Annotated in this window: 13 protein-coding genes and 1 pseudogene; 10 read left to right on the top strand and 4 right to left on the bottom strand. The window is 50.3% G+C overall.

What is annotated here, in order from left to right; genetic code table 11:
- Window positions 1-42: 42 nt before the first annotated feature.
- Window positions 43-957, bottom strand: a complete 915-nt coding sequence (locus IT971_RS21590) for a LysR family transcriptional regulator (protein WP_063092236.1) — start codon at window positions 955-957, stop codon at window positions 43-45.
- Between the two features lie 122 nt (window positions 958-1,079).
- Between IT971_RS21590 and IT971_RS21585 the strand changes: the two genes are divergently transcribed.
- From IT971_RS21585 to IT971_RS21565, 5 genes are all read left to right on the top strand, one after another.
- The gene (locus IT971_RS21585) at window positions 1,080-1,823 is read left to right on the top strand and encodes an SDR family oxidoreductase (protein WP_063092237.1); all 744 of its coding nucleotides are present in this window, start codon (window positions 1,080-1,082) and stop codon (window positions 1,821-1,823) included.
- Between the two features lie 226 nt (window positions 1,824-2,049).
- Window positions 2,050-2,520: a GNAT family N-acetyltransferase gene (locus IT971_RS21580; protein WP_063092238.1), complete on the top strand. Its 471-nt coding sequence runs from the start codon at window positions 2,050-2,052 to the stop codon at window positions 2,518-2,520.
- Between the two features lie 89 nt (window positions 2,521-2,609).
- Window positions 2,610-2,924, top strand: a complete 315-nt coding sequence (locus tag IT971_RS21575; protein WP_063092239.1) for a hypothetical protein — start codon at window positions 2,610-2,612, stop codon at window positions 2,922-2,924.
- Window positions 2,925-2,995: 71 nt separating this feature from the next.
- Window positions 2,996-3,289: a hypothetical protein gene (locus IT971_RS21570; protein ID WP_063092240.1), complete on the top strand. Its 294-nt coding sequence runs from the start codon at window positions 2,996-2,998 to the stop codon at window positions 3,287-3,289.
- Between the two features lie 73 nt (window positions 3,290-3,362).
- Complete coding sequence (locus IT971_RS21565; protein WP_063092241.1) at window positions 3,363-3,974, top strand: class I SAM-dependent methyltransferase; 612 nt, start codon at window positions 3,363-3,365, stop codon at window positions 3,972-3,974.
- Here the strand turns inward: IT971_RS21565 and IT971_RS21560 are convergent.
- Window positions 3,975-4,646, bottom strand: a pseudogene (locus IT971_RS21560) (ATP-binding protein); the annotation flags it as partial.
- A 33-nt stretch (window positions 4,647-4,679) separates the two neighbouring features.
- On the opposite strand from IT971_RS21560, the gene IT971_RS21555 reads away from it, so the two are divergent.
- The 4 genes from IT971_RS21555 to IT971_RS21540 are packed head-to-tail and all read left to right on the top strand — an operon-like array spanning window position 4,680 to window position 9,067.
- A complete protein-coding gene (locus IT971_RS21555) occupies window positions 4,680-5,471 on the top strand; it encodes a TnsA endonuclease N-terminal domain-containing protein (RefSeq protein WP_065701877.1) in 792 nt (263 codons plus the stop codon).
- Between the two features lie 39 nt (window positions 5,472-5,510).
- The gene (locus IT971_RS21550) at window positions 5,511-7,211 is read left to right on the top strand and encodes a Mu transposase C-terminal domain-containing protein (RefSeq protein ID WP_063092243.1); all 1,701 of its coding nucleotides are present in this window, start codon (window positions 5,511-5,513) and stop codon (window positions 7,209-7,211) included.
- Window positions 7,208-8,101: a TniB family NTP-binding protein gene (locus tag IT971_RS21545; RefSeq protein ID WP_063092244.1), complete on the top strand. Its 894-nt coding sequence runs from the start codon at window positions 7,208-7,210 to the stop codon at window positions 8,099-8,101. Before IT971_RS21550 ends, IT971_RS21545 begins: the two co-directional genes overlap by 4 nt.
- Window positions 8,102-8,107: 6 nt before the next feature.
- The gene (locus IT971_RS21540; RefSeq protein WP_175494873.1) at window positions 8,108-9,067 is read left to right on the top strand and encodes a TniQ family protein; all 960 of its coding nucleotides are present in this window, start codon (window positions 8,108-8,110) and stop codon (window positions 9,065-9,067) included.
- On the opposite strand, the gene IT971_RS21535 is transcribed toward IT971_RS21540, so the two are convergent.
- Together IT971_RS21535 and IT971_RS21530 are read right to left on the bottom strand one after the other, a co-directional pair.
- Window positions 9,064-11,061: a hypothetical protein gene (locus IT971_RS21535; protein WP_065701876.1), complete on the bottom strand. Its 1,998-nt coding sequence runs from the start codon at window positions 11,059-11,061 to the stop codon at window positions 9,064-9,066. The two genes, IT971_RS21540 and IT971_RS21535, sit on opposite strands and share 4 nt — an antisense overlap.
- A gap of 110 nt (window positions 11,062-11,171) precedes the next feature.
- A complete protein-coding gene (locus IT971_RS21530; protein ID WP_063092247.1) occupies window positions 11,172-12,062 on the bottom strand; it encodes a tyrosine-type recombinase/integrase in 891 nt (296 codons plus the stop codon).
- 427 nt (window positions 12,063-12,489) lie between these two features.
- Between IT971_RS21530 and IT971_RS21525 the strand changes: the two genes are divergently transcribed.
- Window positions 12,490-13,638 (top strand): AAA family ATPase, encoded by a 1,149-nt coding sequence (locus tag IT971_RS21525; protein WP_063092248.1) that lies wholly within the window; start codon window positions 12,490-12,492, stop codon window positions 13,636-13,638.
- Window positions 13,639-13,660 lie beyond the last annotated feature (22 nt).

Here is a 13,660-nt window from a genome sequence, read left to right as displayed (position 1 = left end):
CAGTCCATTCTGCCTGCCAACGTTAGTCACCTCGAACCGCAATCAGCTTGCCATCAGTCCTTCGATCCCATTGGCAAAAAGCTGCCCCAGCCAGTCGGTAAATACCCGAACGCGCGGTGAAAGTTGCCTGTTATGTGGATACAGCACCGATACAGGCATCGATTCCGGCGGATATTGCGGCAGGATTTCGACCAGCCGACCAGCCTTCAGATCGGCCACCGCGCGGTAATACGGGACCTGAATGATCCCAAGCCCGGCAATAGCCGCCGCGATATATAAATCCGCCCCGGTCACGGAAATATTGGCAGGAATCTCCACCTGCCGCACAAGACCGTCAATCGTGAAATCAATCGGCATCGACTTGGCATCCGCACCGGAAAGGAAGGAAACAACCCGGTGTCCCTGGCGTTCAAAATCCTCGATCCGCTCGGGCATGCCATATTTTTCAAGATAGCCGGGACTTGCAACCGTCACCTCGGGCATTGTTGCCAAACGACGGCTGATCATGGATGAATCGACCAGTTCCCCACTGCGCAAAACGCAATCATATCCCTCATGAACCAGATCGACATACCGATCACCATCCGCCACCACAAGCGTGATATCAGGATATTCATCCATAAAGCCCGGCAGGGCCGGAATGACAAACATCCGGGCCAGTGTCCCCTGAAGATTGACGCGCAAAAGCCCCTTGGGCGCACAAGGCCGAAAAAGGCCGTCGGCTTCCTCCAGCTCGCCCAGTATCCGGATACAGCGCTTGTAATAAGCTTCGCCGTCCAGAGTTGGTCGAACCTGCCGGGTGGTGCGATTCAGAAGCCGAGTACCCAACCGTTCTTCAAGGCGCTGAATGGCGTTGGTCATCGTGGCGCGTGGTATCTGAAGATCCGTCGCTGCTTTGGTAAAGCTTCTGCGCTCGACAATTCGAACGAAGTTGCGCATTTCCTCAAACCGGTCCATCGCATTTCAAATTGTTATGATTTATCGAACAGTATTGTCGATTATGGGGTAATTATCCCAAATGTCATCCGGTTCATACTCCGCCCATCGAAATTGGTTCATCACCAGGCAGGAAAACCGACATGACAAATGCAAATGAAACCAGAACCGCCATTATCACCGGTGCCGCACGTGGCATTGGTGTGGCCCTTGCCAAACGCTTGGCACAGAATGGCTTTGCCGTTGTTATCAACTATGCCAACAGTGCCAACAGCGCAAACGCCCTTGTCGACGAACTGACAACAAGCGGCCATCAGGCGATGGCAATCAAGGCCGATATCACCGATGCCGATGCCGTCAAACAGATGTTCGATCACGCCGAAACCCGTTTTGGCGGGGTTGATGTCATCGTCAATAATGCTGGCGTCATGACCACACAGCCGATCTCGGAAATGAGTGACGCGGTCTATGACTCGATGATGGATACCAATGTACGCGGTACCTTCAACATGCTGCGCGAGGGGGCCAAACGCCTGCGCAATAACGGTCGGGTAATCAACTTTTCAACCACGGCCCTTCATCTGAAATTGCCGGGTTATGCGGTCTACAATGCAACCAAGGCGGCGGTTGAAGCCATGACAGGTGTTTATGCCAAGGAACTGCGCGGCCGCAATATCACGGTCAATGCCGTAGCCCCCGGCCCGGTTGCTACCGAGCTGTTCCTGAACGGCAAGACCGACGAACAGATTACGCAGTTTTCCAAAATGCCGCCACTTGAACGCCTCGGACAGCCAGAAGATATCGCCGGTGTTGTCTCCTTCCTGGCTGGGCCGGATTCCGATTGGGTCAATGGACAGACGCTGCGCGCCAATGGCGGCCTTGCCTGATCCCGATCATTAAATTGATTGCCCTGCCGCTTTTCCCAGATCCCGCGCGACAGGGTGATTACGCAAAGGTGCCGTCCTGCAAACATGAGGACGGCACCTTTGCCGTTCTACGAATGGCCCTATTGCCAAAACAGCGACAAGAAACTCGCAAAAACTCCACCGAGCAAATTGGCAAGCCCCTGATTTTAACCCATGATGGCACCTCGACCCGAACAAGGATGCCTTTATGACCGATATTACCTTCCGCTACGCCACCCACGAAGACCTCCCGGCCATCGTTGCGCTTCTGGCCGATGACGAAAAGGGCAAAACCCGCGAAGAACTGCGCGATCCGCTGCCTGATGTCTATTATGCCGCGTTCGATGCCATGCAAAGCCAAAGCACCGAAGCCCTTCCCAACAAATACCTGCTGGCGTGTCGCGGTGATGATATTGTTGGCTGTCTGCAACTGACCCTGATTGCCGGGCTTTCGCGCAAAGGCCGTCTGCGTGCGCAGATCGAAGGGGTGCGGGTGTCGTCAAAATGTCGCGGTCAGAATGTGGGGAAAAAGCTGATTACCGAATCCATTTCGATTTCGAAATTACTTGGTGCATCGCTTGTGCAATTCACAACCGATAAAAGCCGAAAGGATGCGCACCGCTTTTACGAACGGCTCGGCTTTGTCGCCAGCCACGAAGGCATGAAAAAGGAAATCTGAGGTTTTCTGTCATAGTAATGGCAATATTTCTCAGCCTTATCATGCTATGATTGAAATCCCACGAAACACCGGCAAACGGAGCTTACACCATGAATCTCTCCGAACTGCAGGAAATTGCCACACTTAAGGGCTTCACCCATCATTTCAGTGCGGCTGGAAACCATGTTACCTGCGATGGCAAGGAAGTAAGCTATTCCGCCAATGATCTGACTATTATCGACAGTCGATCCGTCGATAGCGGCACCGATCCGGGTGATGATGCGACGCTTTATATGATCGAGGCCTGCGACGGTACGCGTGGCACCCTGATCGTACCGAGCAGTTTTTACACAGAACATGAAAAAGCCGAACTGATTGACCATTTGCGAAGTCAGCAACGCGAGAGCAAATCGGGCAATCCTTAATCCTGACGGAACAGTCATTCTCTTTGCGCGTTTATGAAACACGGATATCAAAACGAGCAAGGAGCCAAGTCATGAATCTCGCAGAACTGCAGGAAAATGCCATCCGCCACGGCTTTTCGCATCAATTCGTTTATGAAGATGGCGTATTACGTTGTGATGGGGGCGGCCCGGTCTATGATCCGGCAGATCTGAAAATCGTGCACAGCAACAGTGTCGATGCAGGTACCGATCCAGGGGATGATGCCACCCTTTATATGATCGAAGCCCGCGATGGCACCAAGGGAATGATGATCATCCCTTCAAGTTTCCATACTGATCCAGCCAAGGCACAGTTGATTGATGATCTGCGTCGGAACACACATTAATCGCGATATCCCGGTTTTTCACGTGTTCTCACAAAATGAACACAAACCTGCACTTTTGGCGACATGAAGGATGATGAGATTGACGTCATTATCGAAATTCGATCAAAAGGCAGTAAATGCGATGTCGGACCTGTTGCCGTTTTTTCGGGCCTGGGTGGCCGATCCCAAACGGGTTTCGGCCATTTCCCCCTCCAGTTCGGCATTGGCAGAATTGATTACATCCGAAATTTCCCCCGCAACCGGCTCCGTGCTTGAGCTTGGTCCGGGTACCGGTGTTTTTACACGGGCCCTGATCGCGCGCGGTCTTGATGAGGGCGATCTGACCCTGGTCGAAGCCGGGGCCGAATTTGCCCGATTGCTCTCAGATCGTTATCCACGTGCCAGGGTGCTGCATATGGATGCCAGCCGAATCACCTTAAACCCGCTTTATCCATCCAATGATCTGGGTGCTGCCATCAGCGGCCTGCCATTGCTTTCCATGCGACCCCGCCAAGTGATGGGCGTTTTGAATGGTGCATTCCGTTATCTTGGACCTACCGGTGCCCTCTATCAGTTCACCTATGGCCCGCGCTGCCCGATTCCAAGCACCATTCTTGATCGGATGGGCCTTCGCGCCAGCCGGATCGGAACGATCATGCGCAATGTACCACCATCGTCCGTTTACCGGATTTCCCGTGTTGCCTGATCATCTCCGATAAGCCATATGCCGGTAACCAAGGGCTTCGGCGATATGCCCGCGCTTGACGTTATCCATGCCCGCCAAATCGGCAATCGTGCGGGCAACACGCAAAACACGATGATACCCGCGAGCTGAAAGCTTCATCTGACGCGTGGCATCCTGCAACAAGGCACGCCCATCCTCATCCAGAACCGCTGCTTTTTGCAAGACCTCGCCATCTGCTTCAGCATTGGTCAAAATATTATCATTTTTATATCGTAATGACTGGGTTTCGCGCGCCACCAAAATCCGTTTGCGCACCACCTGCGTCGTCTCGCCCGACGCCGGAAGGTCAAGTTCTTCGGGTGTGACTGCGGGAACATCAATCTGGATATCAAAACGATCCAGAAGCGGGCCGGAAAGCCGCGCCTGATAATCCTCGCCACATCGCGGTGCCCGCGTGCACGCCAGATCATTATCACCCAAATAGCCGCACCTGCAGGGATTCATTGCCGCCACCAGTTGCACGCGCGCCGGATAGGTTACATGCGCATTGGCACGCGCAACCGATACCTGCCCGGTTTCAAGTGGCTGACGCAATGCATCAAGGACATTGCGCTGAAATTCCGGTAATTCATCCAAAAACAGAACGCCATGATGGGCTAAGGAAATCTCGCCAGGGCGAACACGATGGCCACCTGTAAAGAAACATAAAATATGAGACTTACAGGTATGAGAAAAAACAAAGACTTATGGGTGGATTGGCTCACTAAATATGAGACTGAAACACAAAATATGAGACTCGGCGAAAATTACAGCCTTGCTGAAAGTCTTTTTGAAACCCTTAATGACATCTCCGCCGAAACACGCGGCGCACGGGAAATTCGGCCAACCGACCGATCAATAACGGGTCTGCTAAAAGTAGCCCCTGACCAACCACAAATACCCTTCGAATCGTCACTGGAGCGCGATTTTGCTATCTTGATGACCGGAAGAAGGGGTGTTTTTTCAATCGAAGCTCAGCCGGTCACCATCAGATATCTGGATGACCTGGGTAAAGAACGAACCTACACGCCCGACTTTCTAATCACGCGTTATCGTCATGAGTTGGAGCAGCCGGAATCTGGTCTGCACACCATGCTGGTGGAAATCAAATACACTTCCGACCTTAATGGTAAAAATCAGCCAACTCTTTTGCAAAAATTCAAGCACGCAAAACAATGGGCCGAGTTCAAAGGCTGGTCATTTAGCGTCTTCACCGAGAAAGAAATCCGAACATCAGAACTTGAACGCACTCGAGAACTCCTACCCTACCGTTTCCTGGAATCCGAGACGCCGATAGAACGTGCTGTTTACCTATTTGTTCGACGGCACAAAGTTACAACAATCAGGAAAATCGCAGATGCTCTTCACAATTTTTCTGCAGAACAGGTTCACACAGAAGTTCTCAAGATGCTTGCGACACATCAGCTTTTTGCCGATTATAAGAGTAGATTAGATGCTGATTTATCGATCTATTTATGATAGTTTCGATACCGTTATGTTTTTAGGTAGGCTAAGGATTTGACATTTCAAAACACTCAGCCCGACAAAATTGATGACGAGCGCTGGGAAAGCGCGCTCGAACGTCGGCGGGTTATTGAACGATGGCTTGAAATTGCCAACCCGACCAAAGAACTGGCTGCAGACTTTGCTGCTAAATTGAATTGCAGTGTCCCGACGTTTTATCGCTGGGTACAGAATTTCAGGAAGGATCATCAGACTTCGAGTCTTGTGGTTGGCCTTAACAGAGGCAACAAGACCAAACAACGCCTCCATCCCGACGTCGAAAAAATTATCTCTGATGTAATTAAAAACCTTTATCTGACAAAAGAGCGTCCGATACGGGCACGTGTTGTCGAAGAAGTCGAGTTAAGGTGCTTCAAAGCCAAGCTCTCACCTCCTTCAAAACCTACCATTTATCGTCGAATTGCAGACGTCCCAGCTTTCATAGCGACAGAACATCGCTATTCTAAAAAGAAAGCGAAACAGCTTTTTGAGCCACACAAGGGTTCTGCAACCACGGCAACTCGTCCTCTTGAACAAATCGAAATCGACCACACCCCGACCGATATTACTCTTGTTGATCCTAAAGAACGCGAAGCAATTGATAGAGCCTGGATCACGACGGCAGTCGACTCATACAGCCGCGCTTGTATGGGCTTCTATCTTTCGTTCGGAGCGCCAAGTTCACTATCTACCGCCCTTTGCTTGACACAAGCTGTCCTTCCGAAAGAGCAACTGCTGCGTGAACATAAGATCTCTGGCAATTGGTCAATGCAGGGACTTCCGGAGAATATTTTCGTCGATAACGGCTCGGATTTCCATAGCGCAGCCTTCAAACGAGGCTGCGATCAACATGGTATTTCCCTTGATTATCGTCCTAAAGGAGCACCGCAATTTGGTGCTGTGATTGAGCGTTTCATCAAAACGCTGAACCATAGATCCCACAATATTCCCGGGACGACTTTTTCGAGCAGTCATCATAGAGACGAATACGACTCCCAGGGACGAGCGTGTATGACTCTTAAGGAGTTGGAAGGTTACCTGCTGGAGTTTATTGTTAACGTCTACAATCAGAGGCTCCACCAAGGTATTGGCATGCCTCCTGCCGCAAAGTTCGAACAAGGTTTTGGCGGAAATGATCCCCGTTCAATTATCCGGCGCCCACGTTTGCCCAGCAATCAAAAAGCATTCCTGATCGATTTTCTACCTGTCATGACACGCACCGTTCAGCGCTACGGCGTACGTGTTGACGGCATCCACTACTATTCTGACATTCTGGGACAGATATTGTTTGATGGGGACAAGCGGAAGTTTGAACTTCGACGCGACCCTAGAGATATTTCGATGCTGTATCTCTATCATCCAGAAGACAAGACATACTATGAGCTTCCCTATCGCGACCTGAGCCAGCCTTCCATGAGCATTTGGGAGCTCAGACATATCAAGGATAGGATGCGGCGAGAGGGTAAAGATCAGGTCGATGAAGGGCGTATTTTTGCCGGTTATGAAGCTATGCAAAACCGCATCGCAGAGTCAGTGGCCTCCACTCGAAAGGCGAAAAAGCAGCGTAGAACCGAAAAGCGCCGTATGAATCCTCATGCGGCGCATACGCACGCGACCAAGCCTGCTCCGGCTAAGCCTCGGGAGACGCTATCCAATGACGATCTGGAATTTGAATTCGATCCCTCAATGATTGAATCGGAGATCAAAATTCGATGACTGAGCACCTTCATAGTGAAGCGGCAAAATATCTGGAAGCATCACGGGACGACCAGATTCATTGGCTGAACACCCGTAAATGGTTCCCTTACGATACTGGCAATCGGATGCTTGAAAAGATCGAAGCAATGATCAAGCACCCGCCAACGCACCGCATGCCATCCATGATGCTGGTCGGCGAAACCAATAATGGGAAAACCATGATTTTGGAGGAAGCTCTGAGCCGTCATCCGCGTCGCTCAATTCCAGAGGAAGAAGCCGACCAAATCCCGGTAATTTTTATCACGATGCCACCAGGGCCTGAACTTCGACGCTTCTACAAACAGGTCCTCGATAAAGTTGGAGCGGTTCATCGACCCAGCGATACGACAGCAAATCTCGAAAGCCAGGTACTGCACGTTCTTAAGGGTGTTGGTACGCGCCTCATCATTATTGATGAACTTCATAACATCTCTGAGGGTAAATTTACCCAGCAGCGTCAGTTCCTCAATATGCTGCGCTTTCTGAGCAATGAGCTTAGGCTTTCCTTTATCTGTGCCGGAACCAAGAAAGCCATCCGGACCATCCAAACCGATGATCAGCTGGCTAATCGCTTCAAACCATACAATCTTCCGGAATGGAAAGACGGAAAGGATTATCGAAGATTTCTCTATTTTCTCGAATCTACTTTGCCACTTCCAGAGCCATCGAACCTGCATAAATCTGAACTGGCAAGGACCATTCTAACAGTTTCAGAACGGACTGTTGGAGAGATGGTTTCGTATGTGAAAGAAGCGACTTTCATTGCGCTTGATGAAAGTTCCGCTCATCTCAAACCACATCATTTTGAAATTGCGGACTATACATCACCTTCACGCCGCAAAGCAGAAGCCGAACAAATTGCCGGGTAAATGACCATGTTACCGGTTCGCCCAAAGCCTCAAGTCGATGAGTCTTTCACAAGCTGGCTGATCCGCGTCGCGAACGCAAACGGCATACCTGTCGGTACCTTCTGCCATTTCCTGTCAAAGCATCAGCATTTTTTTACACGGGATACTGACCGACCAACAGATAAGCAGATTGTCTGCGACCTTGCCCGTCTGACAGGCACGCCAATTTCAGCGGCCGCCGAAACAACCATCCATCTTTTGGAACGACGCGTGTTTCCCATGCTGAAGCCGAACAATGTGCAGCAGATGATTACAGTTCTGGGAGTTTATCACAGAACCCATCGCAAATATGGCCAAGCCTTCTGCCCTCAATGTTTGGCTGATGAGGGTTACTACCGATTGTCGTGGCGACTTGTGTTCATTACCCAATGCACAACCCATTCTCAAAGACTGCATGATCGATGTTGTCAGTGCGGCGAGCCTGTATGTCTTCATCGCAGTCCCTGGCATACCTGTCATTCTTGCGGGTTTGATCGCCGGGAAGCTGAAGCTTTACCAATAGACAGTCATGCAGAAAGACTGCAGAAAAGGCTCGAACAGGGTTTTCGTACAGGAACACTTTTCTGGGATGTACCGATGCCATCCCCTCAATCGTATGCCAAACTCGTTTATGACCTCATGAGCATATTGCATCATCGAGCACCTCGTGTCGCAAGGTTACGGGAAGTCATACGAGAAATGTCAGGCGGCCCCGAATTTAGCTTTGAAGGGGAACAAAAATCGCAAAGGCTGGAGAGCCTCAGTTGTGAAGATAGACACAAACTCATGGCCATCGCCGGCCGGGCACTTCAAGACTGGCCATGGCGGCTTATTGCATATGCGATGCGTGCAGATTGCTGGCATTCGTTCCTGCTTAAAGATTTAAATAATCCGCATCCGGCACTTAGCGAAACCGCCACACGTTACCTGACATTTTCTCCAAACTAGGATAGCTGCAAAAGTTCTTCAATGATCAGGGGCATGTTTTCAGGCTTGGGATCATCACGTTCCAATCGTTTGGCATAGCAGTTCACGGTACTCAACAAATCTAACGTGGTAGGCCAACCATTCATCCCGTCCACTTCGTGATCCGCCCGCATCGTGAAATACAGAATATCTCTGATCAAACTATCTGGAAGCTCCGGCAAGGTAACTGGGTGGGCCACGAATCCGGGGCGTCCCTCATAGAGGCCATTGCGCAATCTTCGTTCAATAAACATCAAATAACTAAATTTTCCGCGGTTAGGCACCCGACAGACCATGACCAGCAAATTTCGGCCGTTGCCTGCCTTTCTGAGTGGAATACATCCCGGCCATTCGCGCGCACTCGGAAACTCTAGTACAGCGAATTTACCGTCAGCTACAGGAACCCAATCATCTCCGAGTGTTGCAATCCGATTTCCGGTTTTGTGCTGGAGAGTTGCCAAAGCTCTTGCCAAATCAGGTAAGGGGTAATCGATCGGATCTCCACCAGGTTCTGGCCGCAGCTCTTCATTTTGACCATCGTCGACCAGTTCAACGAGGTGAGGACGTAACGGGATATCCGGTGAACAATCGAACAGGTTACGCGCAGCCGTCGCTTTTCGTTTACGTAGCTGCTTCGCTATTTCGATATCTACGTCTGGAGAAAACTCCAGTGTTGAGTGCAAAGTCCCGCTCGAGAACGGCTCAGCGAATGACCCGCTTGCAACATCGCCCTCAACAAACTGGTATCTCGGACCTACCTGATTTTGCTCCAGCTGTTCCTGATGCTTTTCAATGCGAATATCTGCGTTTGGCGGAACAAAGTCACTGGCTTCCAGATTTAGAGTTTCCCCATCAAACCCCAGATCAGCTGGCTCGGACGTTACACCGATGATCTCTTGCCCACCGACTCTCGTGACTGAGAATACTCCGTCTTCCGTTTCAAACGCCATTTTCTCAGGCTTTGCCGGAACAACGACCTGAATCGTAGATGCCAAGCGCAACGCTCTAATTCTCTGAATTTGAAGGACGTTAATCGCATGGGAGCTTTCGGTGATGTCATATTCCAGAGGCAGGCGAATGTCAGATGTAAGGCCTGCTGAAAAGCCCGCGAACTTGATTTCAAACGGATCGCTAAATGGCAAAATCAATCTTGGTGGACAAATTGGCCAACGATACGGGCTTAACCCCTTCAAAATCAGCGAACCACATTGCCCCAAAAATGCTTCCGCATTCTTTCCCATTGATAAAATGTTAGCCAACTCAATCGCCGCCGCAAATTTGGCGCCAGCGTTATAGTTTTTTGGATAGATTCGAATATGCCCATGCTCAAGCTCAAATGGCTCACGGTAAAACCGTTCGACAACGGGCTGCGTTTTCCCGTTCATCAGGCCAACTAACAGCTCGGAACAATATCCAGTCAGATACCAGAGAAAATCTGCACAACTCATAATGAACTGTGTTTGGTGATCTGCCCCCTTTAGCCGACCGGAAACGAGTAATCGGGGAGAGGGAAGTTCTACTGGACCAAACTTCTCCAGATTGTCTGGAATATTGATCCACTGATAGTGGGCCATGCTATGGGTGAGCCACTCAAGCCGCGCAGTCTTGGGATCAAGAGTCGCATGGAAGACTTCCAGATCAGGAATAGGTGAGTGAATGCGATTATTCCAAACGCGTCCCTCTCTCATCAACCCGAATTCCCGCACTGGAAACTTGCGGTAAACCCAGCTCTCGGTTTGCGCCCGAGCAGCCAGATACGTAACAACATCAATTCCCGATTTATTCTTCGATGTCGGAAAAACGTCCTCACAAGGCGCAAATCTGGCGACACCCCAAATCTGGTCTGCACGATAGCCAAGATTTGGAGATTCTATGGGATCATGTGTGAAACCGACGACATCGAGAAGAATGTGGGGGGTTCTAAAAGGAGCAGTACGCAGTTGCGGTGTTTCAATAGACGGGATGCGATCAGACATGGACCCCCAACATGTGTATTTTGCCAAATTCATCAGATGCCCCGTATCTGATGACATCAGACGACAGAACATATTGTGCTCTTAACAAACTATTTTCCCGATCCTGCACGTCACCCCTCATTATCGAAAGATCGAAAAATCTGTTCATGCAACAGGCCATCTTTGGGCTGCAGATAAGGTAAAAGGCCACCGGTACTTTTGTGGCGGGTAATCTTGCGAATATCCGCATCCGATAGCCCCTCCCAATGCGCAGCTGTTGCTATTCCGCTTCGTAGTGAGTGTGCGCCAAACTCTTGGGGAACCTTGTCACACAACAAAAGCAATCGCTTGACCAGACGATTGATGTAGCGGTCAGAAACCGCTCTTTTCTGAATTTTCCCATCACGGATTGCGGGAAAACAGGGACCATCAATGGGTCTGTTACTCAGCTGGTACCAGTGCTGCATCGCGTTAAAGGCGCAAAGCGAGGACGGCACTTTGGGTATCCACTGGAAGACGGCGTTGCTGTGGTTCTTTGATGGTTTCAGACGCACGATCAGGTGAGCATCTTCAAAAACAATGTCATCCCAACCGATTGCAACAATCTCGGAGCGCCTTAATGCCAGAGAGAATCCGATCAGCAAAGCGGCCCTGTCCCGGGACGCCTTTGGACCGTTCTCTGGCAAATGATCCAGCATTTGCCCCAATAACACGGGAGCGATCATGCGTTTGCGTTTGGGATCATGACCTCGCTCCCGGCGAATACCTCGCATGAAACGACGCAAATAGTTTCGAGGATCTTTAAACTCGACACCGTTCATCGCACACATAAAGCGGATGGCCGCGAGATCTTGTTCGAGAGCACTTTGTCCCACTTTGGCTGAGCGCTCTGTCAGAAAGAGCGTAATCGTCTTGGGGTCGGAATTTGGCTTTTGAATCCCCTTGGCCGCACACCAGGCTTCGTATCGTCGCCAGGATGCGAGATAGCGAGTACGCGTCGTAGGCGCCAACGCCTGATCCATAATGCGTCCCGCCCGGTTGGCGAGTTCAAGAAAGGAGCTATCAGATATGATCCGTTCCAAACCTACAGTAAGTGCAAATCACTAGAGAAAAAACGGTACCAGAAAAAACAAACCAAGAACAAGATAGAAATTGCCTCTCTGAGAAGCTGCCTTCACTCCAGCAAGCTCCTTAATCAATTTTCAACCCAAAAGCGTATATAAGCACATATATCGCGCAATAATGAGTCACCCAAACCTTTGAATTTCTGTTTACAAAACAGGTAATTCCGGTGACAAAACCTAGAAATCCGTTTACAAAATTGTCGAATCTGTTGACAGAATCCCGATTCTGGGCGACTCTTGTGGTTGCCCGACAGCAGCAATCACATCGTGTGCAGCGCATCTGTCGGGCTTTCGATTCCAAGTTCAAAGCTCAGGCAGGTCGGCCATGAAACAGATATCTCGTGATCCAGACACATTGGTTGCCGAACCACTCACTCCGGGCAGGGATTTGGTTGATTTGGCCCGTACAGCACTGTCTGGTGACAATACCAGCCTGCTTCGCAAGCTGGCTGATATCTCTCGTCATTATTCGGGACCAGATCAACAAGAAGTGCGGGATCAGTTAATGCGGCTGACCAAAAAACCGCTCGTTAATTTGCGCCCTCTTCAAAGTGCGGAACGACTTCCTGTAGATGCCAAAACCCGCACACCGCTTCTTCAACCTGATAGCGATCCACGAGAACCTCTGCTGCTTGAAGACAGTCTCGAGGAAGAATTGCTCTTGATCATTGAAGAGTTCAGTCATGCGGAGCAACTGGCTGCAGCCGGACTTGAAACCAACAATACGCTTTTGCTTTATGGCCCCCCCGGTACAGGCAAAACTCACATCGCCCGCCATCTGGCGCAACGCCTCGGACGGCCGCTCAATATCGTGCGTCTTGACAGCGTGATCTCATCTCTGCTGGGCGATACGGCCAAAAACATCCGCGCTTTATTCGATTTTGTCGACGGCACCAATGCGATCTTGTTCCTTGATGAGCTGGATGCGTTGGCAAAGTTCCGGGATGATCGCAAGGAACTGGGGGAGTTAAAGAGGGTGGTAAATACCCTGTTGCAGGGACTGGATAACTTGGAACCGACCAGCATCGTTATCGGCGCAACAAATCATCCCGAGATTCTCGACCCAGCAATTTGGCGACGTTTTACGCATAGTATCGAAGTCGAATTGCCATCACAAGAATTGCGAAGCGCGTTATGGAACTATTATCTTTTCTCTGATGAAGCCGAAAAGAGACCACTTCAGGCACTGTCAGTATGCTCTAACCATCTGAGCTGCTCCGATATCCGTGAAATTTCACTAGCAGCCAGGCGGCGTGCAGTAATTACCGGCAAACCCATTGAACTAGCTCAGGTCACGGCTGCTGTTTTGGCAAGCGAAACCGGAAAAATCCGACGCCCGAAAGCATCGTCCCTGACAACCAGCGAGATGGAGGAGCTTGCAAAACAGCTTCAACAACGGGGGGGCTTACGTCAGGTTGAAATAGGTGACCTGCTGTCCACAACACGCCAGCATATTAGTAAGTTGTTGAAATAACCAAACAACAACCTATAGGATA

The organism is Thalassospira sp. B30-1, assembly GCF_015767575.1.
In the GTDB taxonomy this organism is placed as follows: domain Bacteria; phylum Pseudomonadota; class Alphaproteobacteria; order Rhodospirillales; family Thalassospiraceae; genus Thalassospira; species Thalassospira xiamenensis.
Note: the sequence above shows the minus strand (reverse complement) of the source record. Positions and strands in the feature narration are given on the sequence as shown.